This is a genomic window from Pontimonas salivibrio, assembly GCF_002950575.1.
Taxonomy (GTDB): domain Bacteria; phylum Actinomycetota; class Actinomycetes; order Actinomycetales; family Microbacteriaceae; genus Pontimonas; species Pontimonas salivibrio.
The window spans coordinates 1,541,222-1,567,899 of sequence record NZ_CP026923.1 but is presented as its reverse complement, the minus strand read 5'-3'; the positions used below and the strand labels follow the sequence as shown (position 1 = coordinate 1,567,899).

29 protein-coding genes are annotated in these 26,678 nt (G+C 58.6%); 17 read left to right on the top strand and 12 right to left on the bottom strand.

All coding sequences use genetic code 11. The features are described from left to right. Window positions 1-94 precede the first annotated feature (94 nt). From C3B54_RS07825 to C3B54_RS07815, 3 genes are all read right to left on the bottom strand, one after another. Window positions 95-688, bottom strand: coding sequence for a twin-arginine translocation signal domain-containing protein (locus C3B54_RS07825; protein ID WP_104913997.1), 594 nt, complete (start codon window positions 686-688; stop codon window positions 95-97). 488 nt (window positions 689-1,176) lie between these two features. After that, window positions 1,177-2,391 (bottom strand): type II toxin-antitoxin system HipA family toxin, encoded by a 1,215-nt coding sequence (locus C3B54_RS07820; protein WP_104913996.1) that lies wholly within the window; start codon window positions 2,389-2,391, stop codon window positions 1,177-1,179. Next, entirely contained in the window at window positions 2,384-2,617 is a 234-nt protein-coding gene (locus C3B54_RS07815) for a helix-turn-helix domain-containing protein (protein WP_104913995.1), read from the bottom strand. Before C3B54_RS07815 ends, C3B54_RS07820 begins: the two co-directional genes overlap by 8 nt. 158 nt (window positions 2,618-2,775) lie before the next feature. On the opposite strand from C3B54_RS07815, the gene trhO reads away from it, so the two are divergent. The 3 genes from trhO to C3B54_RS07800 all read left to right on the top strand — a co-directional run bounded on the left by trhO (window position 2,776) and on the right by C3B54_RS07800 (window position 5,175). After that, complete coding sequence (gene trhO / locus C3B54_RS07810; RefSeq protein WP_104914349.1) at window positions 2,776-3,669, top strand: oxygen-dependent tRNA uridine(34) hydroxylase TrhO; 894 nt, start codon at window positions 2,776-2,778, stop codon at window positions 3,667-3,669. Between the two features lie 210 nt (window positions 3,670-3,879). Continuing rightward, a complete protein-coding gene (locus C3B54_RS07805; RefSeq protein WP_104913994.1) occupies window positions 3,880-4,776 on the top strand; it encodes a TAXI family TRAP transporter solute-binding subunit in 897 nt (298 codons plus the stop codon). Window positions 4,777-4,794: 18 nt separating this feature from the next. Continuing rightward, complete coding sequence (locus C3B54_RS07800) at window positions 4,795-5,175, top strand: hypothetical protein (protein WP_104913993.1); 381 nt, start codon at window positions 4,795-4,797, stop codon at window positions 5,173-5,175. Window positions 5,176-5,339: 164 nt separating this feature from the next. Here C3B54_RS07800 and C3B54_RS07795 read toward each other — a convergent pair whose 3' ends face one another. Together C3B54_RS07795 and C3B54_RS07790 are read right to left on the bottom strand one after the other, a co-directional pair. Beyond that, window positions 5,340-6,197, bottom strand: a complete 858-nt coding sequence (locus C3B54_RS07795) for a phosphogluconate dehydrogenase C-terminal domain-containing protein (RefSeq protein WP_104913992.1) — start codon at window positions 6,195-6,197, stop codon at window positions 5,340-5,342. 2 nt (window positions 6,198-6,199) lie between these two features. After that, entirely contained in the window at window positions 6,200-7,006 is an 807-nt protein-coding gene (locus tag C3B54_RS07790) for a sugar phosphate isomerase/epimerase family protein (protein WP_104913991.1), read from the bottom strand. Window positions 7,007-7,229: 223 nt separating this feature from the next. Between C3B54_RS07790 and C3B54_RS07785 the strand changes: the two genes are divergently transcribed. From C3B54_RS07785 to C3B54_RS07775, 3 genes are read left to right on the top strand one after another with little or no spacing between them, the layout of a single operon-like run. Then, complete coding sequence (locus C3B54_RS07785) at window positions 7,230-7,982, top strand: SDR family NAD(P)-dependent oxidoreductase (RefSeq protein ID WP_104913990.1); 753 nt, start codon at window positions 7,230-7,232, stop codon at window positions 7,980-7,982. After that, on the top strand, window positions 7,982-9,787 hold the full coding sequence (locus C3B54_RS07780) for a D-apionate lactonase family protein (protein ID WP_104913989.1): 1,806 nt from the start codon (window positions 7,982-7,984) through the stop codon (window positions 9,785-9,787). The genes C3B54_RS07785 and C3B54_RS07780 overlap by 1 nt, the downstream gene beginning before the upstream one ends. Continuing rightward, window positions 9,771-10,505, top strand: coding sequence for a FadR/GntR family transcriptional regulator (locus tag C3B54_RS07775; RefSeq protein ID WP_104913988.1), 735 nt, complete (start codon window positions 9,771-9,773; stop codon window positions 10,503-10,505). The genes C3B54_RS07780 and C3B54_RS07775 overlap by 17 nt, the downstream gene beginning before the upstream one ends. Window positions 10,506-10,571: 66 nt before the next feature. On the opposite strand, the gene C3B54_RS07770 is transcribed toward C3B54_RS07775, so the two are convergent. After that, window positions 10,572-11,000, bottom strand: coding sequence for a cupin domain-containing protein (locus C3B54_RS07770; protein WP_104913987.1), 429 nt, complete (start codon window positions 10,998-11,000; stop codon window positions 10,572-10,574). Window positions 11,001-11,121: 121 nt separating this feature from the next. Here C3B54_RS07770 and C3B54_RS07765 point away from each other — a divergent pair, with 121 nt between their 5' ends. Continuing rightward, complete coding sequence (locus C3B54_RS07765; protein ID WP_158665604.1) at window positions 11,122-11,574, top strand: GtrA family protein; 453 nt, start codon at window positions 11,122-11,124, stop codon at window positions 11,572-11,574. Window positions 11,575-11,629: 55 nt separating this feature from the next. Here C3B54_RS07765 and C3B54_RS07760 read toward each other — a convergent pair whose 3' ends face one another. The 3 genes from C3B54_RS07760 to C3B54_RS07750 all read right to left on the bottom strand — a co-directional run bounded on the left by C3B54_RS07760 (window position 11,630) and on the right by C3B54_RS07750 (window position 14,050). Beyond that, window positions 11,630-12,847: a bifunctional alpha/beta hydrolase/OsmC family protein gene (locus C3B54_RS07760; protein WP_104913985.1), complete on the bottom strand. Its 1,218-nt coding sequence runs from the start codon at window positions 12,845-12,847 to the stop codon at window positions 11,630-11,632. A gap of 181 nt (window positions 12,848-13,028) precedes the next feature. After that, window positions 13,029-13,751 (bottom strand): potassium channel family protein, encoded by a 723-nt coding sequence (locus C3B54_RS07755; protein ID WP_158665603.1) that lies wholly within the window; start codon window positions 13,749-13,751, stop codon window positions 13,029-13,031. Continuing rightward, window positions 13,748-14,050 (bottom strand): hypothetical protein, encoded by a 303-nt coding sequence (locus C3B54_RS07750; protein ID WP_104913983.1) that lies wholly within the window; start codon window positions 14,048-14,050, stop codon window positions 13,748-13,750. Before C3B54_RS07750 ends, C3B54_RS07755 begins: the two co-directional genes overlap by 4 nt. Before the next feature lie 81 nt (window positions 14,051-14,131). Between C3B54_RS07750 and C3B54_RS07745 the strand changes: the two genes are divergently transcribed. Next, complete coding sequence (locus C3B54_RS07745; protein ID WP_104914348.1) at window positions 14,132-14,770, top strand: LysE family translocator; 639 nt, start codon at window positions 14,132-14,134, stop codon at window positions 14,768-14,770. On the opposite strand, the gene C3B54_RS07740 is transcribed toward C3B54_RS07745, so the two are convergent. Beyond that, window positions 14,767-14,967 carry a hypothetical protein gene (locus C3B54_RS07740; RefSeq protein WP_104913982.1) on the bottom strand — a complete coding sequence of 67 codons (201 nt, stop codon included), beginning with the start codon at window positions 14,965-14,967 and terminating at the stop codon, window positions 14,767-14,769. The two genes, C3B54_RS07745 and C3B54_RS07740, sit on opposite strands and share 4 nt — an antisense overlap. A gap of 98 nt (window positions 14,968-15,065) precedes the next feature. After that, entirely contained in the window at window positions 15,066-15,926 is an 861-nt protein-coding gene (locus C3B54_RS07735; RefSeq protein WP_104913981.1) for a sugar phosphate isomerase/epimerase family protein, read from the bottom strand. A gap of 140 nt (window positions 15,927-16,066) precedes the next feature. Between C3B54_RS07735 and C3B54_RS07730 the strand changes: the two genes are divergently transcribed. Together C3B54_RS07730 and otsB are read left to right on the top strand one after the other, a co-directional pair. Next, complete coding sequence (locus C3B54_RS07730) at window positions 16,067-17,542, top strand: alpha,alpha-trehalose-phosphate synthase (UDP-forming) (protein WP_104913980.1); 1,476 nt, start codon at window positions 16,067-16,069, stop codon at window positions 17,540-17,542. A 16-nt stretch (window positions 17,543-17,558) separates the two neighbouring features. Beyond that, on the top strand, window positions 17,559-18,335 hold the full coding sequence (gene otsB, locus C3B54_RS07725; RefSeq protein WP_158665602.1) for a trehalose-phosphatase: 777 nt from the start codon (window positions 17,559-17,561) through the stop codon (window positions 18,333-18,335). 242 nt (window positions 18,336-18,577) lie between these two features. On the opposite strand, the gene C3B54_RS08790 is transcribed toward otsB, so the two are convergent. Then, window positions 18,578-18,874 (bottom strand): hypothetical protein, encoded by a 297-nt coding sequence (locus tag C3B54_RS08790; protein WP_158665601.1) that lies wholly within the window; start codon window positions 18,872-18,874, stop codon window positions 18,578-18,580. A gap of 156 nt (window positions 18,875-19,030) precedes the next feature. Here C3B54_RS08790 and ilvD point away from each other — a divergent pair, with 156 nt between their 5' ends. The 7 genes from ilvD to serA all read left to right on the top strand — a co-directional run bounded on the left by ilvD (window position 19,031) and on the right by serA (window position 26,673). Then, window positions 19,031-20,725: a dihydroxy-acid dehydratase gene (gene ilvD, locus C3B54_RS07715; protein ID WP_104913977.1), complete on the top strand. Its 1,695-nt coding sequence runs from the start codon at window positions 19,031-19,033 to the stop codon at window positions 20,723-20,725. 39 nt (window positions 20,726-20,764) lie between these two features. Continuing rightward, window positions 20,765-22,582 (top strand): acetolactate synthase large subunit, encoded by a 1,818-nt coding sequence (locus C3B54_RS07710; protein WP_281256234.1) that lies wholly within the window; start codon window positions 20,765-20,767, stop codon window positions 22,580-22,582. Between the two features lie 3 nt (window positions 22,583-22,585). Next, entirely contained in the window at window positions 22,586-23,092 is a 507-nt protein-coding gene (gene ilvN / locus C3B54_RS07705; protein ID WP_104913976.1) for an acetolactate synthase small subunit, read from the top strand. A gap of 51 nt (window positions 23,093-23,143) precedes the next feature. Continuing rightward, window positions 23,144-24,169: a ketol-acid reductoisomerase gene (ilvC, locus tag C3B54_RS07700; RefSeq protein ID WP_104913975.1), complete on the top strand. Its 1,026-nt coding sequence runs from the start codon at window positions 23,144-23,146 to the stop codon at window positions 24,167-24,169. 32 nt (window positions 24,170-24,201) lie between these two features. Next, window positions 24,202-24,633, top strand: a complete 432-nt coding sequence (locus C3B54_RS07695; RefSeq protein WP_104913974.1) for a hypothetical protein — start codon at window positions 24,202-24,204, stop codon at window positions 24,631-24,633. Then, window positions 24,630-24,959 carry a hypothetical protein gene (locus C3B54_RS07690; protein ID WP_158665600.1) on the top strand — a complete coding sequence of 110 codons (330 nt, stop codon included), beginning with the start codon at window positions 24,630-24,632 and terminating at the stop codon, window positions 24,957-24,959. The genes C3B54_RS07695 and C3B54_RS07690 overlap by 4 nt, the downstream gene beginning before the upstream one ends. A gap of 121 nt (window positions 24,960-25,080) precedes the next feature. Beyond that, window positions 25,081-26,673: a phosphoglycerate dehydrogenase gene (gene serA, locus C3B54_RS07685; protein WP_104913972.1), complete on the top strand. Its 1,593-nt coding sequence runs from the start codon at window positions 25,081-25,083 to the stop codon at window positions 26,671-26,673. The last annotated feature ends 5 nt before the right edge of the window (window positions 26,674-26,678 follow it).

The window sequence follows — 26,678 nt, the reverse complement described above, 5'->3', positions numbered from 1 at the left end:
CTGTCGCTTGGGAGTGGTGTAGCCCGGTAATTACCCCGGGAACCGTAGCTTCGCCTCTCATTCGTGTCTCCGGTAGGTCCCGAGCAAAAAGTGATTATCCCGGTGAAATTTCCCTAAATGTAACGGTGTATTCATCACCATCAAACGTAAACGTGCCTAAGAGTGGTCCGCCGGCCGGGTCAACCCAACCGGTGCTACTCGTAACCGTTGTCCAAAATTCCCCACCGCTCCCGAAGGTATCGAAACCCGACTGTAGCGTCAGACTCCCGGCTTGTGCTTTCGTCACGGGTCCTGGGTCGAGACGGAGCCCTACATTGCCGGAGCCATCGATTTGGTACGTTCCTGTTATATCAAATGGCGATGATTCGGTTGAAGAGGCCATCGCTACGTTCGGGAGCAGCACCGTCGATAGCCCCACCGCTCCAGCGACCGCTGAGAGCTGGAGAACGTTTCTTCTTGACAGTGCTGATGTTGAGGGACCGTCCACGACCCCCAGATCCACTAGTTGGCTAAGTGCGGGTGTCTGCTCGATTTCGTTGCCGGGGTTTTGTTGTATCAGGGTGAGTAGTTCTGTTGCTTCCTGACTCAAACGAACCACTTGGGGTGGGTTGCCGACCAGAACTAGTGTCTGATCGCCGACGTTCTCAAAGACCACTCCTGGCGCAATTGCTGGAATCCATCGCGTCACTTCAACACTCCCTCACTCAAAAAAATGAAACCTCGAAAGACTCGCGCGACACTACCAGAAAAGTGAAGCAAGTCAATTATTTTGCTAAGCGGTCAACTCTGATTGGTTCATTGGGTGTGAGTCGTCCACCGTTCGCGGAGCGTGTGCTCTGGGCAGGGATTCATACCCACCATGCAAAGTCCGTTGTGATTTTGTGGTGCGCGCGGGCAGCTGAGCCCGAGCAGATCGCAAGGGGTTCTGGTTTGAAACGTCAAACCATGAGGCAATCCAGTCGCTATCGCGCTTACGGTGTGACTCGCTCAGAGATGTCGCGCGGATGCGGTTAAGGCGGGACAAACAGAAATGGTGATTACCCAGAAATCAATGTCAGGACAGATGCGGTGAGTGTCACGCGGACAGGGGGCGTGATGCAGATCAAGGTGGCCTGACTTGCATCAGACCAAGTGGTCACCAGTGCGTAGTTCCCATCCATGTCTGGGGCGAAAACGTTATGCGTCCCCTCCCCGGAGCTTCTCAATTCCCGTGTGGACCATAGGGAGCATGCGTGGGTCTGCTCGATTGTCGGGTGCCTCCTCGGAGACCGCGGCCTGGAGCCCGTCGGCGACTGTATCGATCAGCGTGCCTGGTGAGCGAAGGCCCCACGACCGGAATTCCGCTTCTAGGTGTTGCCTCGTGATGGCCTTCCACCGGTATTCGCCACCAACAGACAGGGCCATGCGACCGTCAGTGTCGTCACGATGGGCGTGGGGCTGACAGTCGTAAGCGGGTGCAAGCCGGGCGGGGAGATCCTGTGGGTGCAGCACACTGATGTTCTTTGTGTGAAGGTCGAGGTTTCCAATCGCCACTGAGAAACTGACCAGTGTCGCGAGTTGTGCCAGCTCGGGGGACGGCAGATGCCGAGTGACGGCCTCTGCCACGCGTGAGAGCGAGACGCGACCGCCATATTCTTGATACTTCTCCACTCCCGAAGCACCCAGAATTTGGCTGAAGTCTTCCTGGTGTACCCGGGTGAGCCCCTCTCGGTCGTAGCGCTCGATGACGAGGGCACCCAGCGAGTCGAAAGTGTGCAGTGATGTCTCGTAGCGTAAGAGTCCAATCCTCCGGGCGAGCCGAAGGCCATATTCTTCGTCGTAGATTGCGCTGTGGCGAGGGGTCGGGAGTTCTGGCTTCACGATGTGGCTTGAGGGCGCACCGCCTGCTGCGGTGTGCCATTGACCTTCTCTGTGGGTGAGGAGCACTTTGGGTTGAACCCCGGCGAGGGAGGTTTTGCCTCCCGGTGGCCTGTTGCCCAAAGGGGCGAGGAGAGGGTTGGTGAGGTACTCGCGAATGGTGGACTCGTCGATGGGGGAAAGTGTGGGGGTTTCCGTCGGGGACTGATCTTCCGCCAGGATTTCCACGGCACCCGCAACATCGCGACCGTAGCGGGCGAGAAGTCCGAGAGTGTCCGTTTGGATGAGTCCTGCCTGATTCGATAAATACGTGCGGAAGTCACCTTCTGGGAGTAGCTCACGAAACCAGTTCCGGCGTCTTTTTGCCAAATGCCGAGGCTGTTGAACGGATAGTGGAAGAGCGAGCGACAGCTGCGTCGAACCTGGGCCGAATCGTTCAATCGCCTCAGCCGTCGGGTGGAAGTCGAATGTCCGGTTGTCTCCGTGCAGCACACCGACCTTCGTCCCATAGAGCAAGACGGTCAGTTCAGTCATGGTCGTCCCAGGTTGCCTGGAAGTGCAGGCCTGTGGCCTGCGCCAGGTCGAGGAGTCGTCGCAAGTAAAGGGTCGCCTGGCCACTCTCCATTTGACTGACGGTGCTTTGGGGGACTCCGACGAGGTCGGCGAGTTCCTGTTGGGTCAGTGCCCGAGACATTCGGGCTTGCTGGAGTGCCATGCCGAAGTCGGCAGGTGCGTTGAGATGTGCGGGGGGAAGAGTCATGGGTCGCTCCATTTATTGTGAAAACACAATATACCCTCTCTATTGCGAAAAAGCAATACACGAGGGCGGCACTTTTGCGTGACGAGCATCATCCAGTGGCGTGGGCTCCAGCACTATCCATCGGGAAAAAACTTCCCCACCACTTCTACACTTTCTGTGTGGCCATTTACAAAGTTCTCCTCTACTACGCCTTCACGCCGCTTGCCGATCCGGAAGCGGTGCGGCTGTGGCAGCGAGATTTGTGTGAATCGTTGGGGCTAGGTGGTCGCATCCTCATTTCGCCAGACGGTATTAATGGCACCGTCGGTGGGGAACTTGATGCAGTAAAGAAATACCGGCGTAAAACCCGGGAATATCCCGCTTTTGAGGACATCGACTTCAAATGGTCCGAGGGGAACTCGCCGGATGATTTCCCACGCCTTCAGGTGCGGGTCCGAGACGAGTTGGTGGGCTTTGGTGCACCCGGTGAGTTAGAAGTTGATGAGCGCGGTGTGGTCGGTGGTGGTACACACCTCACCCCGGAACAACTTCACGACCTTGTTGCGGAGAAAAACGTCACGTTTTTTGATGGGCGTAATCGGTGGGAAGCAGAAATTGGTCGGTTTACGAACGCCGTGGTTCCTGAGACGAAAACGTCGAAAGATTTTGTTACCGAGCTAGAAAGTGGCAGATACGACCACTTAAAGAATCAGCCCGTGGTGACCTACTGCACGGGTGGCGTGCGATGCGAAGTGCTCTCCGCGATGATGATTAAACGCGGTTTCACAGACGTGTATCAACTCGATGGGGGCATTGTCCGTTACGGGGAAAAGTTTGGTGACTCTGGTCTCTGGGAGGGTGCCCTCTACATGTTCGACAACAGAAAAGCGGTCACCTTCTCTGAGGATGCGGCCGTGATTGGTCGGTGTAGTCAGTGCGGTGAGCCATCGTCGCGAATGGAAAACTGTTCTGACTTGGCCTGTCGAACCCAACTCGTCGTGTGTGATGGTTGCGCCTCTGGGGGGCTCTACTGCGCTCACCACCGAGCAGCCGAGACTTTGGTCTCTCGCTAGCGCATAGTCGTCCCGCTGGGAGTTTCCCCGGCGACTATCAGCGTGACACGGAGACTGCATCAATCATGGTGAAAATGACCCCAAAAACCCCTTGCCTAGAGGACTAGACGTGGAGTTGAGGGGTGCAAAACGGTAGCGTAGTGACGGTAAAAACGGTAGCGTAGGGCCGCTTCGGTGGAATGCTGGGAGCACGGAAGAAAGGGCCCTCGAGTGCCAATCGCACGGAGTGTTCTCTTCGCGACAGGGCTTTTTCTCACCCTCGTGTTAGGCGGTGTGGGTTTCATCGCCGCGACGATTTCGTGGGATCGCTCCGTTGTCATCGAGGCCGGTCCCAAAGCCGGTTTCTTCTACGAAACGGGTGACGGTCTTGCGCGACACCTGTCCGCCGAAGGTGTCGATGTGGAACTTACTTCCCGAGATGACACGCTCAACATTATTGAGAGCGTCCAAGACCCCGACAATCCAGTCAACGTCGGGTTTATTGCCCAAAAAATCGACGCCGCAAACTACCCCAATGTGACCTCTTTGGGGTCAATCGAATTGGAGCCTTTGCTCTTATTTGCGCGCACTGATCTGGGCGCAAACCTTTCCGTGTCGGACCTTGAGGGCCGCTCCGTGTGGATGCAGGTAAAAGGCAGCGGTTTTGATCAACTCGCCAGTGAGGTGTTTGATGCCTACGACCTCGACGTCGAACCGCGCTACGGGACTCTGAACGAGGGCATCCTGTCGGTTCGACGTGGAGAAACCGACGTAGTGGGAGTCCTGTTTCCCGTTCACACCCCCATCGTTCGGCAACTGGCCGCAGACCCCCAGCTGACCCTCGTCGATATCGCCACCACCGAAGCGCTGGCGAGTGAAATTGGTTACGTTCGCAGCCTGACCATCCCACCGGGTCTTCTCGACATTGCGGGGTCGGTCCCCAGTGGTCCACTTCACACGGTGGGTGTGCCGGTCACCGTGGTGGCTCGTGAGGATTTGCCGGCAGCAATTACCCTGCAGATTGCGTCGCGTCTTCAGGACCAATTTGGTTCGCCCTCCTCCACCGTGCAAGGCACCACTTTTCCGAACTTCATGGACCTCCAACTCTCGGCCAATACGGTTGCGTAAGACTTCTACCGCGTTGGCGTGCCGTGGCACTATCAGGTGTTGCCGGGCTGGCTTGCGGAAGTTTTTGGGCGCCTCGTGCTTCTCGGATCAGTGGCCCTGCTGCTGGCCACCGTCTACAAGGTGTTGTACCCGGATATTTATGGGCTGTGGACCAAAGTCTTAGCCCCCCGCCAGCGACGCGCTGTGTTGGATCGGGTGGAAAAACTCCACGCTGAAGGTTCACCCGTGCCGCGTGCCCTCTCACGACAGGTCGAGTCGTGGAACCAGGAAATGGCACAAGACCAACGTGACCGGGATCGCATTGTGGCCCTCTCGGCCGCCATCGCCCGCTCAACAAGTGACGACACTCCGGAAGGGAAACCCCCTGGTGTGCCCAAGGGGTCGCCCTCACAGACGTAAGGTCACCACCTCACAGGTGAAGGGCTCAGTCCCTGATGGTGCCGTGTAGCGGCTTCGAGAACTACCAGGGCACCGGAATGTCGCGAATGGGAATCGCGTCATCCTGAATGGCCGGGTGGGGGGAATTTGCCCGGTGTGTAGCGACCCGGCGCATCGAGTCGTGTCTATTTTCGGGACACGTGATCGAGGTGGAGCATCCGGGCCAAGTTTTTGTCCAGCTCGTCATCGCGGAACACTTTCTTCCAATCCTCCTTGATGATCGCTTCTCGGCCATAGTCCATTGCGATGAGGCATGCCTCACTGAAGGGGTTATCACCCTTGAGTGTGTTGGCTAGGGCAACCTGAGTGTGACCAAGCAGAATAGCCCGTGCCGCAGGTTCGGGAACTCCCATGGTGTTTACCGCTTCGTCGAGCGCTTCCTTCAGCAGTGCCCCCACCATGCAGGCGATTGTCTCAACCAGGGTTGGCTCTAGTTGGGCGAGTTGTTTCACTGTGACCCAGTGCACATCCACTACTGGGGCGAAAATAACTCTCACCACCGCTTCCAGGGTGTCGCGGGCCACGGTGCTATCGCTCTCGATTGCGGCAATCGCGTCTTGCTTTGCGGCAATACCTCCAAAGGTGTCCGCATACTCCTCGGGGGTGTGTCGCTCGACGAATACTGACGGGTGGCAAGGGTGTGTCACCCCTTGGATGATGTCGTCGCGCGTAGCGAGTAAGCCAGCGTAAGCGGCTGCTGGGTCGAGCGTCAGCAGGATAGCGCCAGATTTCATCAGCGGGACAACCGCATCGCTCACTGCGCTGAGGGCGAGGTCGGGTACGGCCAGCACCACAACATCGGACACCTTCACCGCATCATCTGTGGCCGTCAATGTTCGCCCGGCGTCGGTGACACGTTCTTGACCGGCAGGGGAGTTTTCTGAGTAGAACACCGTGTGGTCGGTCTTCATGAGGTTGGCGGAGACACGCATCCCCATTTTTCCTCCGGCGCCGATTACGGCGATTGTCAGATTGTCGGACATGGTTAGTGCTCCTTCATGTAGGCGAGTGCGGTGGTGGTCCATTCGCGCTCTAGGCGGATTGTGTCGGTTTGTGTGCCCTGCCAGGGCAACCAGTGTTCTACTACCCGGTTGATTCCTCGTTCCTCGGGACGAACGGTATCCATCAGGTGGCGGTAGTCGAGCAATCCGTGTCCCAGTGGGGTACCGGAGAGCCGAAAGCCGACCCACTGTTCGTGCCGAGTAAACGAAAAATCTTTGATGTGAAGTCCCGCCACATAGGGTGCACATCGCTCGACCGTGTCGCGGGGGTTCTCCAACGCCGCTACCGAATTAGCGGGATCGAGGCAAATCCCGAGCGAGGGGCTGTCGATGCGGGCCACGAGGTCGACAAGCTCGGCCACGGGAATCTGTTCGTAGGTTTCTAGGGCGAGGGTGACACCAGCTGCTTCCCAGTGGGGGAGCTCTTGTCTGAGCCACCGTTCTGCTTCCCGGGTTGAGGGTCGCGAGTTGGCGTCGGAGAGCATGCTGCGAACGAAGGTAGCTCCGAGGGCGAGCGAGGTGGTCAGCATCCGCTCGAGGTGACTCGGCGTGACGACTCGTGTTCCGAGCTCCAGTTGGATGCCCAGGCTGTCTGCGAGTCCTCGAAGGTCAGCTAAACCCTTTTCGTCTAGGTCAAACAAGGGCGCATAGTCGCAAATTTGAAGCAGGTGGACGCCTTGATCGGCAGTAGCTCGCAGCATGCCAGGAAGGTCGAGTGGTTGGAGGTTGGGCCCGTCCGGCACCGACAGTTTGTGTTCCCAGAAGAACGAGTAAGTGCTGAGGCCGATCATTGTGAGACTCCGAAGCGCTCGCGTTCTATCGCCTGCGGGCTTTGCGCCAATATGCTCGCGATGCGGGGGCCTGGGTTAGTCGCGCATTGGAGGGAGCTGTTGTGGTCCATGGATTTCTCCCGAAATGAGGCCGGACGACTTGTTCATATTGCACAACCGGTTGACCGGTTTAGCCTACACTGTTTCCTGCTAGCGTCCCCATGTTCAACGACGAGGAGCCGAAATGGCCCGATTAAGCGGTAAGACCGCCCTAGTGACGGGCTCGGCACAGGGGATTGGCCGTGCGGTGGCTGACCGATTCGTCCAAGAGGGCGCGCGGGTAGTGTTCGCCGATCGAGATGTTGCAGGTGCCACGGCGGCGGCAGACGCCCACCCCAACGCGCGAGGGGTCGGTATGGATATCGCCGATGAGTCAAGCGTCGTGAGCGCTTTCGAGGATCTCGTTGCATCGGGCTGGGGCCCGGACGTCGTGGTCGCAAACGCCGGAGTGCAACTTTTCGGTGAGGACGCACCGATTGCTGAGCTTGACCTCGACACCTGGAAGCGCACAATCGACATCAACCTCACCGGCACTTTCCTTACCGTGAAGCACGCGGTTCGCGCGATGATGACGCTGGGTGGTGGATCGATAATCCTCACGGGTAGCCCGACCGCACTAAACGGTGAGGGCGCGAGTTTTGCGGCCTACAGCGCATCTAAGGCAGGTATCCATGGGATGACTCGAACCACGGCAGCGGCCTATTCCGCCCACAACATCCGCGTGAACACCGTGGTCCCGGCCTACACCGAAACGCGTCTCGTGACGGCCATTGCCGAAGATCCACAAGCCAGAGCAGCCATTATTGGTCGGATTCCTCTGGGGCGTCCCGGTTCGCCCGACGACATCGCGGGAGTGATGGTGTACCTCGCGAGCGACGATGCCGCATTCGCGACCGGAGCGTCATTCGCTGTTGACGGCGGCATGACGACCCTCTGATGGTCACCCCGGCAGAGCCTCACCTCGATGCACACGCGCGTGCAAATGAAGCATGGGGGTTCGCCGAACCACCGCCCGAGCAATGGTCGGCTGGACCGTGGGCATTTGAGAGACGGGGCGAGGAACTCGCCAACCTCAGCTTCGACGGGACAATGGTGCTTCGAGCAATACGTGCCGTCGCGAGGGACCGTGACTGGCAGACACTGCCGGTAGAGATACTCGAAGTGCACTCTCGCGAGGTGGGGCTTGAGCTGAAGCTACAAATGGCGGGGTTCGGCATCGAACTCGAGGCATCCTTGTTAGTCGACGCAACGGATGGCCTAAGAGTGGTCTTCAGTGGAACGTGCATCACAGACTTTTGGCGTAACAGGCTCGGACTGGTGGTACTTCATCCTCCGGATGTGGCCGGCTCTCCCCTCACTGTCATTCATTCAGACTCCCGCTCCGAGGTTTCTGCCTTCCCGCAGGAGATCAGCCCCCACCAGCCGGCCGTCGATATCGTGGGCATGCGGTGGAGCGTCGACGGTGTGGACGCACACTTAACCTTCGAGGGCGAGATTTTCGAGATGGAGGATCAGCGGAATTGGACCGATGCGTCCTTCAAGACATACAGCACTCCGCTCCAAGAACCTTTCCCGGTCTTCCTGCCGGCAGGAACTTCATTCACCCAGGCGCTGCACCTCAACGCTCGCCGGGTGGCCAAAGCGGTATCAACCAGGGACTCTGTTCTCCGTCTGGTTGACCGCGGGACAATGCCGGCAATTGCCGTGGGCGCTGCCACAGCCCAGGAGGGTGGACTCGATATGCCGCCACCGCCTGCTTCCACAGTGCTCGTGGAGATCGATGCACGGTCAGCCAATCGCGCAGCCATCCTTCGCCGTGCCAGGACAGCGGGTCTTCCGTTGGATGTTCGCCTTGTTGTTCAGAGCTCTGACGAGATTGCCGGTCTACTCGATCTGGTTGAGGCTTCTGGCACCGGTTCGGTAGTGCGCCTTGGAGTATTTGGGGCCAAGAGCCACGTCACAGAACCTGACCTGTGGGGAGCGCTTGTCGGGGAAGTTGCACGCCGAGGGCTCAGTATTGACCTCGTGGCGGGAGCCCGTTCCCACTTCACCGAGTTCAACCGTACGAGTTCCCACCTACCTGCTGATGCCCCAGCGGTCACAATAAGTGTCACGCCTCAAATGCATGTCAGGGAGCGATCACAAATCGTTGAATCGCTTTCTATTCAGACAGAAGTGCTCAAAAACGCACACCGGATTGCAGGTGGACGCCCGGTGCATGTCGGTCCCGTCACACTACGGCCGCGATTCAATGCCGTTGCTACCACGCCGCCTCCGGAAGAACCCGACAACCTCACTCACGGTTATGGCCCCGAGCGACTTGCTGACTCAGTCGACCCCCGACAACACTCTGCGGCTGTTGGAGCCTGGGTCGTTGCTTCAGTTGCTGCCTTGGCCGGGGCAGAAAGCATTTGCTATTTCGAGGAATGGGGTCCTAGAGGGATAAGGGACTCTCAAGGATCACTGGATCCTGCTGGCCACGCCCTGTCGATCCTTCACTCACTGACGGGCCACCACATGTCCGTCGCTGAGACACCGGAGGTCGGCATCAATGTGATTGCCGCTGTCTCAGGTGAAGACGTGAGTATTCTCGCGGCAAACCTGACACCAGACCAACGAACACTCAGCTATGAAGGCGCCGGACTATCAGGCTCAGTGACCGTCGGTGCTTTCTCGTTTGTTCACATTGGCGGTCCGGATGCAGCCAATCCGCTACCGTCGAAACATGCCGGCCTATCCTGACGACAGCTCCGACATTAGCGGGGCGCTCACGCCGTTAACCAGCGAGAAGTCGGTCTCGACCGTTGCGACAAGCCTGCTGGACCTCTTCACCAGCGGCTCAATCTCCCCCGGAACCCGCCTTCCTCCCGAGAGGGAACTCGCGAAGGTGCTCGCAGTCGGCAGGTCAGCGGTCCGGGAGGCGCTCGCGGCCCTCGAAATTCTCGGCGTTGTGGATGTTCGACCGGGTTCGGGTACCTACTTGCGGGGTTCAACGAGTGAACTTCTGCCCCAAAGTCTGCGGTGGGGGATTCTTATCGGTAAGCGATCTACTGAAGAATTGATTGAAATGCGCGGCGCCCTGGAGATTTATGCGGCGCGACTTGCTGCCGAGAGAATGTCGGAAATGTCGGTATCGCGCCTCGCGGAACACCTGGCCGCGATGGAGTCGTCGCTACACAATATGGGAGCGTTCGTAGAGGCTGACCTGAGATTTCATCTGGAGCTTGCAGAGGCGACAGCCAATGCCGTCTTGCTGGACACTCTTCAGATCATCAGGTCTCTCCTACGCGTGTGGGCAGACCGGGCCGTTCAAGATTCAGAACAGGCCGAAGTCGCGCTCCGGGAGCACGCTCAGGTTTATGACGCGATAAGGGCTCGTGACGGTGATGCCGCCGCGTCCGCAATGGCCGGGCACATGACCACCGCAGCACGGAGGCTAAAGGCCGCGAGTAGTTCTTAGCGGTGGTTACCACAGCCAGCAGGGCTCACTACATCGCGATCGGAAGTGAATGTGAGTGCGTAACCGCTACCAGGGCATCGGAATGTCGCGAATAGGAATCGCATCATCCGGAATGGCCGGTAGGGGGATCTGCCCTGCACGCAGACACAACCAGCGCAACTGGGCGGGGGAGTCCGGGAGTGCGCGCCAGGTACGCATGACGCCCGTTCCCACGTGGACAACCGTTCCGGGGTGGACGTCGATGACTTGGTCATCGAGGCCCATTTGGCCTTCGCCTTCTAAAAAGACGTAGACCTCTTCGAGCGTTGAGTGGCTGTGCCAGTAGCCGGCTTCTTCGCCTGGTTCGTAAGCGGTGGCCGTAAAGCCGATGATTTCGGTGTCCAGCTCGTGATCGACCACCCGTCTACCGTCGCGGCTGGTCTCGGGAACAAACCCACCGAAGTGTTCCCGCCAGGAATCCATTGGGCCAATGTTCGTCACGCTGAAATTACTCATGCCCCGAAGGCTAGCAAGCAGGTCACCAAGGAGTGGGCACCAACGTTTGGGGGATTATTGCCATGTGTTGTCTGGGGCTGGGTGTGATGTCGATGGGCGGGATGTCGATCAGCCGAGGGACATGCAGTATCCCAGTGCGAATGCGATGCAGTCGCACTGGGATACCGGGTATTCAGGCTTTGGGGAGCAGATGGTTTCGTCACTCGTTCGCTATTCGATGACCGGCGCCGGCATGACGGTGGCCATTTATCTTGCGTATTGGGCGCTCACGCTGCTAGCCGTCCCACCGGTCACCGCAATCGCGCTGGTGTATCCCGCAGCAGTCGTGGCGAGCTATTTTGTCAACCGCGGTTTCGCGTTTCGCAGCGGACGGGACGACCGCGAAGCAACGTGGCGGTTTCTGCTTGTCCACACTGTGGGCTACCTGCTAAACCTCGGATTCTTAACAGTGTTTACGGTCTTCTGGTCGTTTAACCACTACGTGGTGGAAGCTCTCGTGCTGGTGTTGGTCGGCGGGCTGCTGTTTACGGGCCTTCGCTTCTTCGTGTTTCCCGTCTCAAGCCAGAAAGCCTGAGACACAGCGCCTGAGAGCACAAGCACTGACAACCACCAAGCAGGGTGTGTGACTGTCAGGCCACTCTCGTCGTACTAATGTGTGAGCTTCGCTCGAGGGTGCGGTGGACCGGGCATTTATCGGCAATCGCCAACATCGAGGCCACTTGATCCTCACTCAGCTCGCCTGTCAGTCGAATATTGCGCTGAAAGTGGTCAACTTTCGGCTCCGTCGTTTCGCATTGTTCACACTCCACAGCGTGGCGTTTATCGTGCCGAACGGTCACTGACACGTGGTCGAGGGGAATCTTTTTCCGCCTCGCGTAGAGGCGAATGGTCATTGATGTGCAGGCACCTAACCCTGCAGCGAGGAATTGGTAAGGGGTGGGGCCGGTGTTTGTCCCACCCACATCCTCTGGTTCGTCAGCGCTTAATTGGTGTGTTCCTGCGACCAACACGTCGTGGGCAAAACCGTCAGGGGACACCTCAGAGACCAACACGTCACCATCGGGTGCATTCTGAGCGCTGCCTGGCGGGGCTGGGGGGAGATAGCGGCCAGCCCAGGCGGTGATGACTGAGGCGGCATATTCTGCATCGGCCACCCGCCGCATCAAATGGTCGGCGTCATCCAGTGACACATACGACTTGGGGTGCAGGGCAGCTGTGAAGATTTCTGCCGCATTGGACACATTCACAATCTCATCAACCGGAGAATGCATGATCAACAGAGCAGCGTCTAACTTCAACAGGGCCCCGTGAAGATTGGCGCTACCCACGTCGTCAACGAACTGCTTGGTGATGGTGAAGGTGCGGCCGGCGAGGTCAACCTCGGCAAAGCCGCGGTCGTTAATTTCTGGGACCCGATCACGAAAGAGGCCTTGAACGTGTTCGGGGTCAGATGGTGCCCCAATGGTGGCGACAGCTTTCACGGAAGGCAGTGTGGGTGCTGCGGCAATGACCGCCGCACCTCCCAAGGAGTGGCCCACCAAGAGACTGGGTGGCGCAACCCGCGTCTCTAGTGCTGTTGCTGCGGCGCGGAGGTCTTCGACGTTGGAGCTGAAGTTGGTGTTTTCAAACTCCCCATCCGAGTGGCCAAGGCCAGTGAAGTCAAAACTCAACACCGCGATACCCCGCGCGGCGAGGGCACTGGTGATGCGCTTCGCCGCAGGGATGTCCTTGGAGCAGGTGAAGCAGTGCGCGAACAGTGCACTGTGGGTGACGGGGCGATCGGGCAGGCTCAGCCTTCCCGATAGTGGCCCCATGGATCCTTCGAAAACAAACTCTTCGCTTCTCATCGGCTACTCCTCGAATGACTCGGTGCGCGCCCCGGTGTGCGCTGCCAAGGCGTGCGCTGCCAAGGCCTCCAGCGTTGCACAGTCCTATGACTGTCCGGGATAGGGGTGTCTGGGATATATGTGTGCCCCGGCGATGGGTTTGTGGAGAACCCAAAAACGTGAGGCGTTCTTGGAGGTGTTCTTAGAGGCGTTTTTCGGTGTCAACGCCTTGGTCTTCTAGCGCCGCGCGTAGTTGCCGGACCTCATCGCGCAGGGCAATGACGGCATCCGTCGTTTCGTCGATGGCTTCTTCGTTGTCTTCGCTGACACTTTGAATAATCCAGGAGCCCAAGGTGCCGACAATGATGCCCACCAACACCACGCCACCCAGCATCAGGCCGACTGCAATCGCCCGGCCAATGAACGACACCGGTGTGTAATCGCCGTAACCGACGGTGGTCACGGTTACCAGTGACCACCACAATGCTTCCCCAAACGTGGTGATTGCTCCGACGTTTCGCTCCGCTTCCAACACCGCGAGGGAAGCGATATAAACCAGTAACACGGTGGCAATCGACGCAAAAGCCAAAATCCGGTTTCGAATCAGACGTGGGGCATTTCGCCTGAAGACACGCACCAACACCAAGAGTCGGACCAGGCGCAGTGGTCGAAGGGGTGGGAGGACCAGTACAAGAAAATCCAGAATGTTGCGAAAAAACCAGCGCACCCTCTGGCGGGCGAGAATCAACCGCACTACATAGTCAGCGCCGAAAAACACCCACACCACAATCGCCACAAGTTCCCACGCAAAATAGACCTCCGGTGAAGGGTCGGCGAGAACCTGCCATGAGTAGGAAAACAGGAACAGAAAACCGGCAATGAGCAGGGGAATTTCTGTTGCCCGCTCCCAGGCGTGTGCTCTCACTCGGGCTGACCCTCCAAAATGATGCAACTCCACCCCAAATCGTCACCTAGCTGCTTCGCCAACGACTCAGCCTGTTCCACCAACACAGCGTGTGGAATATCGGCTCGAAGGTCCAAAGTGAGGGGGAGGTCTTCGCCAAACTTGGGCACCTCAATGGTGAGCACGGTGCCAGTGGGCATAAACAGGTAGGGGTTGGTGGGGTCGCGCCGGTCGGCGCGCACATTCAGAACCACTTCGAGTTGGGCGAGCGCTTCTCTTTTAGACAAGAACACGTCCGTGACCACGCTCAGTGTTGACACCGTTTCCCCCGTCCTGTGTTGCTGTGGGTACTTCCAGCCTAATTGGCCACCGTGTCGTCCACCTGGCCCTACACTCGCCTAGTGATCACTGCGTCCAACCTTTTAGCCTTCACCCTGTTGTCGTTGGTGATTATTGTCATCCCCGGGCCAAGCGTCCTCTACTCCATCGGCCGGGCCCTGGCCTGGGGTAAACGCGCTGCCCTGATTAGCGTGTTGGGTAATGGTGCCGGGGTGGGCATTCAAATACTCGCCGTCGCCCTCGGTCTTGGAGCACTAGTCATTGCTGTGCCACCACTGTTTTTCGCCCTCAAGCTGGGTGGGGCCATCATTATTTTGCTTCTCGCCCTCCAAGCGATTATCGCTCGGAAAGATCACACCAAAGTGGAGAAAGTGCGCACCAAACCGCGAGGGTCAAGGTTGTTTGTGGAATCCATCGGCGTGGGCATCACTAACCCCAAAACGTTGGTCTTTTTTGTCGCCACCATGCCCGCATTTGTCACCCCCAACGGCATTTCCGTGGTGTGGCAAATGTTGTTTTTGGGCGCTGTGTTTCTGGTGATTGGCATCACCAGCGATTCGGTGTGGGCTGTAGGCGCGGGCTTTGCCCGCGAATGGTTTGCCGGTTCGGCAAAGAGACTAGAAGCGGTACGCGCTGGCGGTGGGGTAGCCCTTGGTGGCTTGGGCGTGTACATGCTCTATGACGCGTTGAGCTCGCCTTAGCGTGTGCCCTGAGTGATGTCGTCGGGGAGTCGTCCCCGGTCAATCACACTGGTCACCGCCAACACCACCGAAATCACCCAACTAATCCAGAGCAATGCCGTGCGCCAACTCCACGGGTTTTTGATGGTTTGGCGCAGTAAACCCGCTCCGGAGGCAACCGCGGAGATCACACTGCTACTAAAAAGAAACCGGCGCATGGCCCCAGGTTAGCGAAAACCCCTGGAGGTGACCCGGGTGAATCAGAGGGCTGGGCGTTTCTGCCAGCGCAGTGTGCTTTGTTTCAGTGCGCTTTGGTTCAGCTGGCCTTGGCTAACACAACCTGTTCCCGTTCGGGAAGAGGTTGAGCCAGTGGAAGTGTGGTGACCGCGTGGCTGTGCTGGCTTTTGGCAAATTCCAGCGTACGCGTGAGACGCTCGACTTTTGCCGCCCGGGTGCGATCTTTAGCGGTTGAGACTTCGGCAATCACCGCACCGTCAAAGCCCGACTGGGTGAGTTGTTCCAACACTCCACCAATGGGTTGAGATCCGTCACCCGGGGCGAGGTGCTCATCGAAAAGGTGGGGGTTGTCATCAGGAAAAGTCCCATCACACAGGTGCACGTGTCGAAGACGCTCGCCCCAATCTTGGGCGAGATCTAAACCGCTGGAGCCGTTGAGGGCAGCGTGGGAAAAGTCCAACGTGAGCGCATCGATCGGCAGGGCGCCTGGGTTCCACGTGGGGGCGTAGGCATCGAGGTGTGCACGGCCGGCATTCCAACCAAACATGTTTTCGACCGCGATTTCGACACCGTAGTCGTGGGCGATTTCGCCAACAATTTCTGCAAAGACTTTGCTGTAGCCGCCCTGCCACCGAAACGGTGGGTGAACAACGACCGTGGGGGCGCCAACAGCGCGGGCGAGTTGCGCCGATTTTTCCAGCTTCGATTTGGCGGAAAGCCCGAACACAAAACTGGTCGCCAACAGCACGGGGGCGTGAACGGAGAGGATGGGCTGTGAATATTCGGCAGCCAACGTGGTGAGCGCTTCGGCACTGCGGGTGCGCGGGTCGTGCATGACCATCACTTCAATGCCGTCAAAGCCGATATCGGCCGACAGTCGGAAGGTTTCCTCCAGGGGATAGCTGTGTGTGCAGCTGGTGCTCATTCCAATCTGAACCATGACGTCATCCTCCCGCGGTCGACTTGGAGCGAGGTGACTAAAAGGTGACGTGTTGGCAAAGTCCTCGCTGTCTTTTTCCCGACAATTCGCCCGGTGCTAGCCTGAAAGCCGTCAAATGTGCTCGGGGAGGTGGGAAGTTGATGGCTCGCACTACCCGCACACCCCGTGTTGATTTTGTGATCGTCTCTAACCGTCTACCCATTGATGCAAAACCGACCGCTGATGGTGAAGACCAGTGGGTGACTAGTCCTGGCGGCCTGGTGGCCGCCCTTCAGCCGGTGATGGCCGGCCGCGAAGCGGCCTGGGTGGGTTGGCCCGGCCGAGCAGATACTGAATTGGCACCTTTCAGCCTCGATAAGACCCACTATGTGCCGGTGTCGATGAGCGAACAGGAACTGGCTGAACACTACGAAGGAATGTCGAACGCGACCATCTGGCCGCTGTACCACGACGTGATTGTTCCTCCCGAGTTTCACCGCGAATGGTGGGACTCCTACACCCGGGTGAACCAGCGTTTTGCCGAAGCGGCTGCATCCGTTGCCGAGCAGGACGGTTTCGTGTGGGTGCAGGACTACCAGCTTCAACTTGTCCCGCAAATGCTGAGGGGCCTTCGGCCTGACCTGCGCATCGGCTATTTCCACCACATTCCTTTTCCCCCCTATGAACTTTTCGCCCAGTTGCCCTGGCGGCAAGAAATTTTGCACGGGCTGTTGGGCGCCGACGTGGTGGGGTTCCAACGTGTAGCTGACGCATCCAATATGCGACAGGCGGTGCGACGGAATTTTGGCTATTCGATGAATAAACCGATCGTGCGGGTGCCCGTCGACGCCCGACTTCCCCGCGACCCCCACGCCCCTCCGGTAACGGCCAGTAAAACTCGTGAAGTGCGGGTGGATGCGTTCCCCATTTCTTTGGACCAGGCGGCCATTGTTGAGATGGCAACGACTGACTCAGTCATTGCACGGTCGCGGGAAATTCGCGAAGAGTTGGGTAACCCCAACACGATTTTTCTGGGCGTGGACCGCCTCGATTACACCAAAGGCATCAGTCATCGACTGAAAGCCTTTGGTGAACTCTTGGAAGAGGGCACCCTGCAGGCCAGCGACGCAGTGTTTGTGCAACTGGCAAGCCCGTCGAGGGAGCGTGTGGAGAGCTACCGGGAACTGCGCGACGACATTGAATTGCAGGTTGGGCGTATCAATGGGGACTTTGGGCATTTGGATCGCCCCGCCATTGTCTATTTGCACCAAAACATGTCACGTGAAGAAATGATGGCCCTCTACCTCGCCTGTGACGTCATGGTCGTCACCCCGCTTCGCGATGGGATGAACCTGGTGGCCAAAGAGTTTGTGTCGGCACGCACCGACAACAAAGGGGTGCTGGTGTTGAGTGAGTTCACGGGGGCAGCCGACGAGTTAGATCAGGCCTTGATGGTGAACCCCCACGACATCGATGGGATGAAAGAAGCGTTTGTGGCGGCAGCACACATGCCGGTGGCTGAAGCGACCAGGCGGATGGCCGAGTTGCGTGCCACCGTGGAAGAACACGACGTGCGACGCTGGGCGACCGGCTTTCTCGATGCCGTCACCCCACATACCCCGAAGCCTCGCCGGTAAACGTTGGTGCCCTTCGGTGACTGATCAGAACTATGCGGCAATCGAGCGGGCGCTTCAGCGCGCTGCGACAGCTAAACCCTTACTGGTGGCTCTCGATTTTGATGGAACCCTCGCACCCCTGGTGGATGTTCCAGACGATGCGAGGATGACCGCCAAGGCCAGGGCAGCGGTGGAAGCTTTGGCGGCTGCTCCACAGACCACCGTGGCGCTGGTGTCTGGTCGTGGTCTTGCAAACCTGCGCCAAGTGTCAGAAGCCGACCCGAAGTGGTGGCTCATTGGCTCCCACGGTGTGGAGTTGGAAGGCCCCGCCAATGGCGGGGTGGTTCAGGTTCCCACCGCGGACCCGGTGGAGCGCCAAGCCCTATGGGATGATTTCGTCGCCATCGCTAAAGCGTTTCCTGGAGCGTGGGTAGAAACAAAACCGTGGGGTGCAGCGTTGCACACCCGCTCACTGCCTGCCGACATTGAAGAAGAGATTCGACACAAAGCCCGGGCTGCTATCACCCCTTACGGCGAGCGGGTGACCACTCGACTCGGCCACGGGATTATCGAATCGTCCCTGCAGTCACAACATAAAGGTGACGGTATCGAAGCGCTTCGCCAGCACCTCCACCCCGAAGCAACACTGTTCATCGGCGATGACCTGACCGATGAAGACGCTCAGGCAGTGTTGGGCCCGGGTGATGTGGGTATCAGGTGTGGTCCGGGCGAGAGCATGGCCACCTATTTCCTCGCCGATGTGGATGCGGTGGCAGACTTTTTGGCTTCAGTGGCCACACTCCGAAGCGAGTGAACGACGCCCGGGGTGACGTCCCCGGTCACGGCTCCAAGTCATTCAGGACTCCAAGACACAGGGAATCCAAGACATAGGGAATCCATAGAAAAGCGACAGGCAACGCCAAGTTCTGGCCAATACTCCGCAAAGTAGTGCTCGTTAACGTCAGAACTGACGCGGGAGGGACCCGCCTGGAGGGCACGATGAAGACAGCACACATAATCACACTCACCGCAGCCGGGGCGGTCGGTTCGCTTCTGTTAGGCGGTGGCGCATTTGCCGCAGGGGCAGCCATCGGCAGCGACGCCCGCGAGAACCGAATCGAACAGGTGCAGGAACACTCCCACGAGCGCGGCGAACAGGGTGAAAAAGGGGAGCAGGGCCAAAGAGGGGAACGGGGCCAGAAAGGCGAACGGCAGTTCGGAGCGGGCAAAAAACACGCCGACCGTGGTTCCTTCGATCGCACAGGCGAGAACCACCCACGTGGTGAGGCTGGGCCTGGTAACGGCGACGCTCGCCCACAAGACCGCCGCGCCACACAAATGAGTGCGCAGCATGGTCTAGGTTCAGGCGGCCAAGATGGCCCAATGCATGCGCCTGACAACCTGGGGACAACGCTGGGCGGGCTCTAAATCTCCACCCAATCACTGCGATAAGGGGCGCCCTTCGGGCGTCCCTTACAGCTTCCAGGACACGGCGATAGACTTTCGGGCATGACCAACCCTGATATGAAACCGCGTTCGCGCGATGTCACCGACGGCATTGAAGCCACCACCTCGCGCGGAATGCTCCGCGCCGTGGGAATGGGCGATGACGACTGGGATAAGCCCCAAATTGGTATCGCCAGTTCGTGGAACGAAATTACTCCCTGCAACTTGTCATTAGGACGCCTTGCGCAGGCCGCCAAAGAGGGCGTATTTACTGGTGGTGGTTACCCCCTGCAGTTCGGGACCGTCTCCGTCTCGGACGGCATTTCCATGGGGCACGAGGGCATGCACTTCTCGCTCGTTTCCCGCGAAGTCATCGCTGACTCGGTGGAAACGGTGATGCAGGCGGAACGCCTCGACGGTTCAGTGCTTCTGGCCGGCTGCGATAAGTCAATCCCCGGGATGTTGATGGCCGCTGCCCGGCTCGATCTCGCTTCGGTGTTCCTCTACGCCGGCTCGATTGCGCCAGGGTGGGTCAAACTGAGCGACGGTACCGAAAAAGACATCACCATCATCGACTCGTTTGAAGCGGTCGGTGCGGTGAAAGCCGGTTTGATGTCAGAAGAGGACGCCAAGCGCATCGAATGTGCGTTTGCCCCCGGTGAAGGTGCGTGTGGCGGTATGTATACCGCCAACACCATGTCGAGTATCGCCGAAGCACTCGGCATGAGCTTGCCCGGTTCCGCGTCGCCCGCATCGTTCGACCGCCGGCGAGATCTTTACGCCCACCGCTCGGGTGAAGCCGTCGTGAACATGATGCGACTGGGTCTTCGCTCCAGCGACATCCTCACCTTGGAAGCCTTCGAAAATGCCATCACCATTTTGATGGCACTGGGTGGCTCCACCAACGCCGTGTTGCACCTTTTGGCTATTGCCAACGAAGCGGGTGTGCCACTGACTCTTGATGACTTCAACCGTATTGGCGACAAGACCCCCCACGTGGGCGACCTGAAGCCGTTTGGTCACTACGTGATGAACGATGTCGACCGTCACGGTGGTATCCCCGTGCTCCTGAAAGCCCTCCTCGATGAAGGTTTACTCCACGGCGATGCCGTGACCGTGACCGGTAAGACGATGGCGGAGAACCTTAAAGAGCTGAACCCCGATGCCATTGACGGCGAAGTGCTCCGCGAGTTTTCTAACCCCGTTCACCCCACCGGGGGAATCACCATCTTGAAGGGCTCCATGGCTCCCGAGGGTGCGGTGGTGAAAACCGCAGGCTTCGACCTCGCAACGTTCGAGGGTCCTGCCCGGGTATTCGAGCGCGAGCGCGCCGCGATGGATGCCCTCACCGAAGGCACAATCAACGCCGGGGACGTCATTGTTATTCGCTACGAAGGCCCTAAAGGTGGCCCGGGTATGCGTGAAATGCTGGCCATTACCGCAGCTATTAAGGGTGCGGGCTTAGGTAAGGATGTATTACTGTTGACCGACGGACGATTCTCAGGCGGCACAACCGGCCTGTGCATCGGCCACATCGCTCCGGAAGCCGTGGACGCAGGTCCTATTGCTTTCGTGAGAGATGGTGATCTGATTCGGGTCGACATTCCGGCTCGCAGTATCGACCTACTGGTCGATGCCGACGAGTTGAGCGCACGCCAGGAGGGCTTCGAGCCTCTGCCCCCCCACTACACCCGCGGCGTGCTCGCCAAATATCGCAAGCTCGTGCGCTCCGCCGCTGAAGGAGCCGTCACGGGCTAATGCCTTTGTTTTCCGCCGACTTCGAGTGAGATTGAGACGATGACTGACACCGCCACCCAGATGGATCACGACGCCGCGGCCGCTAACGCCGCGGTCGTTCCTGACGACGCCCCCATGTTGACTGGCTCTGGAGCGATCCTGAAATCCCTTGAACTGCTGGGAATTAAAGATGTTTTTGGTCTCCCCGGCGGTGCCATCATGCCCTTCTATGACGAGCTGATGGGTGCGGCGGACACAATCCGACACATTTTGGTGCGACACGAACAGGGTGCCGGTCACGCCGCCGAAGGTTACGCAGCGTCCTCGGGTCGCCTCGGTGTGGCCATCGCCACTTCTGGCCCGGGTGCAACAAACCTGGTCACTGCTATCGCCGATGCCTACATGGATTCGGTGCCGATGCTGGCCATCACCGGTCAGGTGTTCTCCACCTCCATGGGGACGGACGCCTTCCAAGAAGTCGACATTTCCGGTGTGACGATGCCGATTACCAAACATTCCTTCTTGGTGACGAAACCAGAAGATGTGCCGCGAGTGATCAAAGCCGCCGTCCACATTGCCACCACGGGTCGCCCTGGGCCCGTCCTGGTCGACGTGACCAAAGACGCGCAGCAAAAATCGGCACCTTTTGTGTGGCCTGACGATTTGGAGCTGCCCGGATACCACCCGGTCACCAAAGCCAACCAAAAACAAATCCAGGCAGCCGCGCAGCTCCTGGCAGAAGCCAAGCGCCCGGTGTTGTATGTCGGCGGCGGTTGTATTCGGGCCGGAGCACAAGACGAACTGCTTGCCTTTGCCAACCGCACCGGTGCGCCCGTGGTCACCACATTGATGGCCAGAGGCGTGTTCCCCGACTCCAACCCCCTCAACCTGGGCATGCCCGGAATGCACGGCACCGTCCCCGCCGTGCTGTCCTTCCAAGAATCTGACCTGCTGGTTGCTATTGGTTCACGCTTTGATGACCGTGTGACCGGAAAGGTTTCCGACTTTGCCCCCGGGGCAAAAGTCGTCCACATCGATATCGACCCGGCAGAAATTGGCAAAATCCGTCACGCAGACGTCCCCATCGTCGGTGACGCCAAAGACGTGTTGAAAGATTTGCTGCCCGCGTTTGAAGAAGCGGCTGCCACACACACCCCCGACTACTCCGACTGGTGGACCAGGCTCAACACCCTGAAAGAGCAGTACCCACTGGGTTACGACGAACCAGACGACGGCCTGCTTTCACCCCAATGGGTGATTCAAAAAATTGGCGAAATGGGTGGGCCCGAGGCCGTCTACGCCGCAGGCGTCGGCCAACACCAAATGTGGGCCGCACAGTTCATCAAATACGAACGCCCTGGCTCGTGGTTGAACTCGGGGGGAGCAGGAACGATGGGCTACTCCGTTCCCGCGGCGATGGGCGCAAAAGTCGCCCAACCCGATCGCCTGGTGTGGGCAATCGACGGCGACGGCTGTTTCCAGATGACCAATCAGGAACTGGCCACCTGCACCATTAACAACATCCCCATCAAAGTGGCGATCATTAACAACTCTTCCCTCGGAATGGTGCGCCAATGGCAAACACTGTTCTATGACGGCCGCCACTCACACACCGACCTGAACACCGGACACGACACCGCCATGGTGCCCGATTTTGTGAAACTCGCTGACTCCTACGGGGCACTGGGTATCCGGGTGACCACGAAAGAAGAAGTGGAACCGGCGATCAAACTCGCGATGGAAACCAACGACCGCCCCGTGGTGCTCGACTTCATCGTTTCGCGCGACTCGATGGTGTGGCCGATGGTTCCCCAGGGAGTCGGCAACTCTCAAGTGCAGTACGCCCGTGAACACGCACCCCAGTGGGACGAGGAGTAATCCGTGCAGCACGTGTTGAGCCTCCTGGTGGAGGACAAGCCCGGTTTGCTCACCCGCGTTGCGGGGCTGTTTGCCCGGCGAGGATTCAATATTGAATCCCTCGCGGTGGGCAAAACCGAAATCGAAGGACTATCCCGGATCACCGTGGTGGTCGACGTGGAAGGTTTACCGCTGGAACAGGTCACCAAACAGTTGAACAAACTGGTCAACGTCATCAAAATTGTTGAACTGGACCCGGAAGCCTCTGTTCAACGCGAACACATGCTGATCAAAGTGCGAGTCGATAACTCCACTCGTTCCCAAATCCTGGAAGCCACCAATCTTTTCCGTGCCCGCGTGGTCGACGTGGTGACTGATGCTTTAGTCATCGAAGTCACCGGAGACACCGCGAAAATCAACGCGCTACTGCGCGTCCTTGAGCCTTACGGCATCAAAGAAATTGCCCAATCGGGTCTGTTGGCGATTGGCCGAGGCTCAAAGTCGATTACGGAGCGACTGGGAAAGAACTAAGCTTCCACCACCCCTGAGAAATATGGCCCCCACAACAAGGAGTATCTGGCTGTGACCGACATTAAGTACGACAAAGACGCCGACCTGTCCCTCATTAAGGGAAAAAAAGTAGCCGTCGTGGGCTACGGCTCACAGGGGCACGCGCACGCTCAAAACCTGCGCGACTCTGGAGTTGAGGTGGTCGTCGCCCTCAAGCCAGGATCCAAGTCGACCCAAAAAGCCGAAGAAGCCGGATTCCAGGTCATGACCACCCCAGAAGCCACCGCCTGGGCTGACGTGATTGTGGTGTTGGCACCCGATCAGCACCAGCGCGGACTTTATGCAGAGGACATTGCGCCGAACCTGGCTGACGGTAAAGCTCTCGTCTTTGGCCACGGCTTCAACATTCGCTTTGGTTACATCCAACCCCCCACCGGTGTGGACGTCATTTTGGTGGCCCCGAAAGGCCCCGGTCACACCGTGCGCCGTGAATATGTCGCCGGTCGTGGTGTTCCTGTCATTGTGGCGGTCGAAAACGACGCCACCGGCAACGCCTGGGATCTGGCCTGGTCCTACTCCAAGGGCCTGGGCGGTTTGCGCGCCGGTGGCATTGTCACCACCTTCACCGAAGAAACCGAAACAGACCTCTTTGGTGAGCAGGCGGTGCTGTGTGGTGGAACCTCGCAGCTCATCCAATACGGTTTCGAAGTTCTCACCGAAGCGGGCTACCAGCCGGAAATTGCCTACTTTGAGGTACTCCACGAGTTGAAACTCATTGTGGACCTCATCCACGAAGGTGGCATCGCCAAGCAGCGTTGGTCGGTTAGTGACACTGCCGAATACGGCGACTACGTCTCCGGTCCCCGCGTCATTTCCCCCGAGGTGAAAGAAAGCATGCGCGGAGTGTTGGCTGACATTCAGTCCGGCGCTTTCGCCGAGCGTTTCATCAATGACCAGGATTCGGGAGCGAAAGAGTTCATGGATCTTCGTCACAAAGGCGAGACCCACCCCATTGAAGAGACCGGTCGGAAACTTCGCGCTCTGTTTGCCTGGAAAGACACCGACGAGGACTACGTCGAGGGTCACGTCGCGCGCTAATCACAACAGGTTTCGATTCGGTTGGGTAATCGTTGAGTAATCAGGGAACACCCTCACCAGACGACGCCGAAGCCTTCGATTGGGGCCCAGGCAGCGACGATTCGCAATACCTTGACCCCCACCTACACGGTGGAGACCATGAGCAAGTAGCCGCCGAAACGTCAGGAGGCCGTGAGCCAGGTGTCTGGCTCACGGCGGTGCTTGGTGGTCTGTACGTGATGTGGGCGTTGGCCTGGGTCATTGGTTTAGCCCAGCAACCTGTTCCGCAGTTTTCTAGCCGGCTTGAAGCAGCCCTGTTTAGTTTTGGGCAATTTCTCGCCTACATTTCCACCCCGTTGTGGTTTGTGGCGGCCGTGTGGTTGGGGGCGAACTGGAGTGCGAGAAAACGTGGAGGCTTCCTGCTTCTCGGTCTCCTGATCTTGTTGCCGTGGCCGTTTATTCTGCCGGCGGTGTTGGCACCGTGATGTCGCGCGTTGTGTTGAGTGGGCTGTTTGTCCTCCTTATCGTCTGGGATGTGTGGGAGGCCGTCGGAAATCTGCTGGGCCTTCCCGCCTACTACAGCGCGTTAGGTGTGGCCGATTCCACACCGTGGGTCTTGTTGGTTTCCGGTGTGATTGTCCCTGTGTTGTTGTGGGCGCTGGGACTGTGGTGGGGTTGGCGTCGCCAGTCCGTTATCGAAGCGGCAGTGATTTATGCGATTGCATTGTCGGTCCAAGCCACCCTGTCACTGTCGTTGATTGCCGCAGAGCAGGCGTGGCGAGCCGATGTACTACGGGCGCTGTTGGATTAGTGCACCCCATCAAACTCTGCCTTCCTCGCTCAACTAGGCTGGCAGGTGGATTGAGTGGGGTTGTAGATAATGCGCCGCCACCCGTGAACTCATTGTTGTCAGTGCACAGAAAGGCCCCCTTGTGGCACAACCTGTTGTCTTAATCGCCGAAGTGCTTTCACCCGCCACGAGGGAGGCGTTGGGACCGGATTTTGATATCCGTGACGTTGATGGCACCGATCGGCAGGCGTTACTGGCCGCGCTTCAGGATGCCCACGCGGTGTTGATCCGCTCGGCCACACAGATCGACCAGGAAGCATTAGACAATGCCCCCCAGTTGAAAGTGATCGCTCGCGCGGGGGTGGGGTTAGATAACGTCGATATTGCGGCGGCCACAACGGCCGGCGTGATGGTGGTGAACGCACCGACGTCGAACATTATTAGCGCGGCAGAGTTGGCCATCGGTCACATTCTCTCTCTCGCCCGGCACATCCCCCAGGCCCACCAGTCAATGCGGGATGGGCAGTGGAAGCGCTCATCGTTTTCCGGTGTGGAACTGTTCGAAAAAACCATCGGCATCATTGGCTTAGGCCGTATTGGCGCCCTGGTGTGCGAACGCCTCCAAGGCTTTGGGGCAACGCTGATTGGTTATGACCCTTATGTTCAGCCAGCCAGGGCCGCGCAAATGGGTGTGGACTTAACCACTCTTGAGGATGTGATGGCTCGCTCCGACTTCATCACCGTGCATATCCCCCGCACCCCGGAGACCACGGGGATGATCAGTGACGAGCAGTTTGCGCTGGCAAAGCCCGAACTGCGTATTGTGAACGCCAGCCGTGGTGGGATCATCGACGAGGATGCCCTCGTTCGGGCCCTCGAGTCCGGTGCCATTGCTGGCGCCGGTTTGGACGTGTTTGTCAACGAACCCCCCGTGGATTCACCACTGCTCAGTGCACCGAATGTGATTTTGACCCCCCACTTGGGCGCCTCCACTGACGAAGCTCAAGAGAAAGCCGGTGTGTCGGTGGCGCGGTCGGTCCGTTTAGCTCTGGGTGGGGAATTGGTCCCGGACGCGGTCAACGTGGCCGGTGGTGTGATCGACCAAAGTGTGAAGCCCGGGATTTCGTTAATGGAAAACCTTGGCCAAGTCTTTATCGGCCTGTGTGAATCGTCGCTGGTCAGCATCGATGTGACTGTGCGCGGTGAAATTGTCGAACACGATGTCAGTGTGTTGAAACTCGCTGCGCTCAAGGGCATCTTCCAGCGCATCGTGAGCGAAAAAGTCAGTTACGTGAACGCGCCACTGTTGGCGGAATCGCGTGGTGTGGCCGTGTCGATGCACACCGACCCGGACAGCCCCGCCTATCGCAACCTTCTCGAGATTCGAGGAGTGTTGGGCGATGGCAGTTCAGTCTCAGTGTGTGGAACCCTCATGGGCCGACACAACACCCAGAAGCTGACCGAAATTAATGGCTACGAAATTGAGGTGCCACTGGCCGAGCACCACATTGTGATGATGTATGCCGATCGGCCAGGAATTGTCGCCGTCTACGGTAGAGAGTTTGGTGAACACCACATCAATATCGCCGGAATGCAGATTGCCCGGGAGAGTGCCGGCGGTGAAGCACTCAGCGTTCTCACCGTAGACAGTCGCGTCGATGACGAGATTCTGGAACGAGTGGCCAAAGCCATTGACGCCAGGGTCATGCGGGCCATCGAAATTCTGGAACTTTAGGGGGA

What these genes read in the sequence shown, in the direction of transcription:
- C3B54_RS07820 (WP_104913996.1), bottom strand. Translation starts at nt 2,391, where the DNA reads ATGACTGAACTGACCGTCTTGCTCTATGGGACGAAGGTCGGTGTGCTG.
- C3B54_RS07815 (WP_104913995.1), bottom strand. Translation starts at nt 2,617, where the DNA reads ATGACTCTTCCCCCCGCACATCTCAACGCACCTGCCGACTTCGGCATG.
- C3B54_RS07795 (WP_104913992.1), bottom strand. Translation starts at nt 6,197, where the DNA reads ATGTCCGACAATCTGACAATCGCCGTAATCGGCGCCGGAGGAAAAATG.
- C3B54_RS07790 (WP_104913991.1), bottom strand. Translation starts at nt 7,006, where the DNA reads ATGATCGGCCTCAGCACTTACTCGTTCTTCTGGGAACACAAACTGTCG.
- C3B54_RS07785 (WP_104913990.1), top strand. Translation starts at nt 7,230, where the DNA reads ATGGCCCGATTAAGCGGTAAGACCGCCCTAGTGACGGGCTCGGCACAG.
- C3B54_RS07780 (WP_104913989.1), top strand. Translation starts at nt 7,982, where the DNA reads ATGGTCACCCCGGCAGAGCCTCACCTCGATGCACACGCGCGTGCAAAT.
- C3B54_RS07775 (WP_104913988.1), top strand. Translation starts at nt 9,771, where the DNA reads ATGCCGGCCTATCCTGACGACAGCTCCGACATTAGCGGGGCGCTCACG.
- C3B54_RS07770 (WP_104913987.1), bottom strand. Translation starts at nt 11,000, where the DNA reads ATGAGTAATTTCAGCGTGACGAACATTGGCCCAATGGATTCCTGGCGG.
- C3B54_RS07765 (WP_158665604.1), top strand. Translation starts at nt 11,122, where the DNA reads ATGCAGTATCCCAGTGCGAATGCGATGCAGTCGCACTGGGATACCGGG.
- C3B54_RS07760 (WP_104913985.1), bottom strand. Translation starts at nt 12,847, where the DNA reads ATGAGAAGCGAAGAGTTTGTTTTCGAAGGATCCATGGGGCCACTATCG.
- C3B54_RS07740 (WP_104913982.1), bottom strand. Translation starts at nt 14,967, where the DNA reads ATGCGCCGGTTTCTTTTTAGTAGCAGTGTGATCTCCGCGGTTGCCTCC.
- C3B54_RS07735 (WP_104913981.1), bottom strand. Translation starts at nt 15,926, where the DNA reads ATGGTTCAGATTGGAATGAGCACCAGCTGCACACACAGCTATCCCCTG.
- C3B54_RS07730 (WP_104913980.1), top strand. Translation starts at nt 16,067, where the DNA reads ATGGCTCGCACTACCCGCACACCCCGTGTTGATTTTGTGATCGTCTCT.
- C3B54_RS08790 (WP_158665601.1), bottom strand. Translation starts at nt 18,874, where the DNA reads ATGCTGCGCACTCATTTGTGTGGCGCGGCGGTCTTGTGGGCGAGCGTC.
- ilvD (WP_104913977.1), top strand. Translation starts at nt 19,031, where the DNA reads ATGACCAACCCTGATATGAAACCGCGTTCGCGCGATGTCACCGACGGC.
- C3B54_RS07710 (WP_281256234.1), top strand. Translation starts at nt 20,765, where the DNA reads ATGACTGACACCGCCACCCAGATGGATCACGACGCCGCGGCCGCTAAC.